Annotated in this window: 2 protein-coding genes and 1 pseudogene; all 3 read left to right on the top strand. The window is 45.7% G+C overall.

Features of this window, described 5'->3' with window-relative positions:
- Positions 1–134: 134 nt before the first annotated feature.
- Positions 135–977 (top strand): energy transducer TonB, encoded by an 843-nt coding sequence (locus F7D73_RS13790; RefSeq protein WP_153125596.1) that lies wholly within the window; start codon positions 135–137, stop codon positions 975–977.
- A 19-nt stretch (positions 978–996) separates the two neighbouring features.
- The gene (locus F7D73_RS13785; RefSeq protein WP_153125594.1) at positions 997–2,001 is read left to right on the top strand and encodes an energy transducer TonB; all 1,005 of its coding nucleotides are present in this window, start codon (positions 997–999) and stop codon (positions 1,999–2,001) included.
- 1 nt (position 2,002) lies between these two features.
- Positions 2,003–2,108, top strand: a pseudogene (locus tag F7D73_RS13780) (radical SAM protein); the annotation flags it as partial.

Raw genomic sequence — 2,108 nt, 5'->3', positions numbered from 1 at the left:
TGCAAGACAGAATCATCAAACTCTCTGAAATGAATTTCGAAAAACTCAATGTCATTACTTTGACAGAAAGTGGAGGACTCACAGGGGAAATTGTTGTTATCAAAAAGAGACATAATCATAAAAGAAAATAAACTATGGCAAGAGGAAGAGACATTTGCAACACTCTCAAAGCCATTCGCAAACAAATAGCAGATGCTAATGGGATTGCCTATTCACCAGAAGAATGTCACTTCACTGGTGAGTGCAAGGGAACTTGCCCCAAATGCGAGCAAGATGTGAGAGATTTGGAGTATGAATTGCGACGTAGGCAGATTGCAGGAAAGGCCATCAAGGTCGTTGGCATTGCAGTAGGACTTGTTGCTTTAACGGCTTGTTCTGATGGAAAACCACAGCGAAATGCTTCAGACATGGTTACAGGTGATACAATCATTGTTAAAAAAGAAGAACCGAACCCAAGAAACAGACAATTAGAAGGAGCCATTTCTCTTGGCAACAAGGAGAAACTTCTGGAAGAAGAAAACAGAAAGGACGGGGAGGCTTCATACAATCCATCCTTAGAAACAAAAGAGATAAAAAAGAATATCAAAGGCAATTCCTCAAAAAATCAAGGCAGGAATGCTGTCACCAGGTCTGCCATTGGTATAGATTCTATTGAAAGCAGCAAAATATTTGATAATGCTGATGAGGAAGCGTCATTCCCTGGTGGCATAGCGGCGTGTATGAAATATATTGCAGACAATTTTCGCTATCCAAACATACAGGGCGATTGCAGCATACAAGGAAAAATTGTCGTTACTTTCACGGTCAATGAGGATGGAAATCTAAGTGACATCAAAGTGAAGAAAAGCGTCTATTCTGACCTTGACAAAGAAGCAGTCCGGGTGGTGAAAAGTATGCCGAGTTGGATTCCTGCCAAGCAAAACGGCAAGGCTGTGAAATCAAGATACACGCTTCCTGTCTACATCCACGTGCAGTAACTATAAAAAAGGAATAATCATGGCAACAAGAGGACGCAACATTTGCAACACGCTCAAGGCCATCCGCAAGCAAATAGCGGATGCCAATGGAATCAGTTATTCACCCGACGAATGTCACTTCGAGGGTGAATGCAAGGGCACTTGCCCGAAATGCGAGCAAGACGTGAGGGACTTAGAACACGAATTGCACCTCCGACAGATGGCAGGGAAAGCCATCAAGGTCGCAGGAGTGGCTTTGGGCATCACCGCCCTCACCGCATCCGCCACATCGTGCGCCACGCAGAAGGGATATTACAAATTGACACCGCCTAAGTCTGAAAAGGTTATCCCTATCCTGTTCCAAGAATACACCACCAACGATACCGCCCTACTCCAAGCGAAAGATTCTCTCAGCAAGAAAGGAGTGCTCTTCGTCCAAGGGCATCTCATTAGCGACGAGGACAATGAGCCGCTTATTGGAGCCTCCGTCATCGCTAAACATTCGGGAAAGTATGCAATAACTGATGTCAATGGAAACTTCACTCTCGAAGTGGAGCAAGGCGACACGATAACCGTGCAATACATCGGCTTCATAGACCGAAGCATCAAACTATCAGAAATGAGCCGAGACAAGCTCAATGTCATCACTCTAATATTCAACGAAAGTGCCTTAGGGGAAGTCGTGGCAGGAATCGTTCCCGAAGTCAGAGTTAGAGGAACAGCTCCCGTCATCAAAAGAGAAGATACTTTCGAAGAGGCTTCATTCCCAGGCGGTTCGACTGCATTGACGCAATACATCAAGACTAACCTTCAATATCCAAAAGAATGTCGGGAAGGCGCGCCAATAGGCAGAGTCATCCTTGGTTTCACCGTCAACAAGGACGGAAGTTTGAGCAACATCAAGGTGGAGAAAAGTCTTGTCCCTATCCTCGACGAGGAAGCCATCCGAGTACTGAAAAGCATGCCGAAATGGACTCCTGCCAAGAAAAACGGCAAGGTGGTGAAATCACATGCCACCGTTCCTTTCACATTTAAAGTAGAATAATATGAAGACCGCCCCACTCATTTGCATCGACCGCCACCGCCTCACGATAGATGGCGAGGGCGTCACCACGCTTGTGGCATTCCACGGTTGTCCGCTTCGTTGCAAAT

This window comes from Segatella copri, assembly GCF_009494395.1.
Classification (GTDB): domain Bacteria; phylum Bacteroidota; class Bacteroidia; order Bacteroidales; family Bacteroidaceae; genus Prevotella.
Note: the sequence above shows the minus strand (reverse complement) of the source record. Positions and strands in the feature narration are given on the sequence as shown.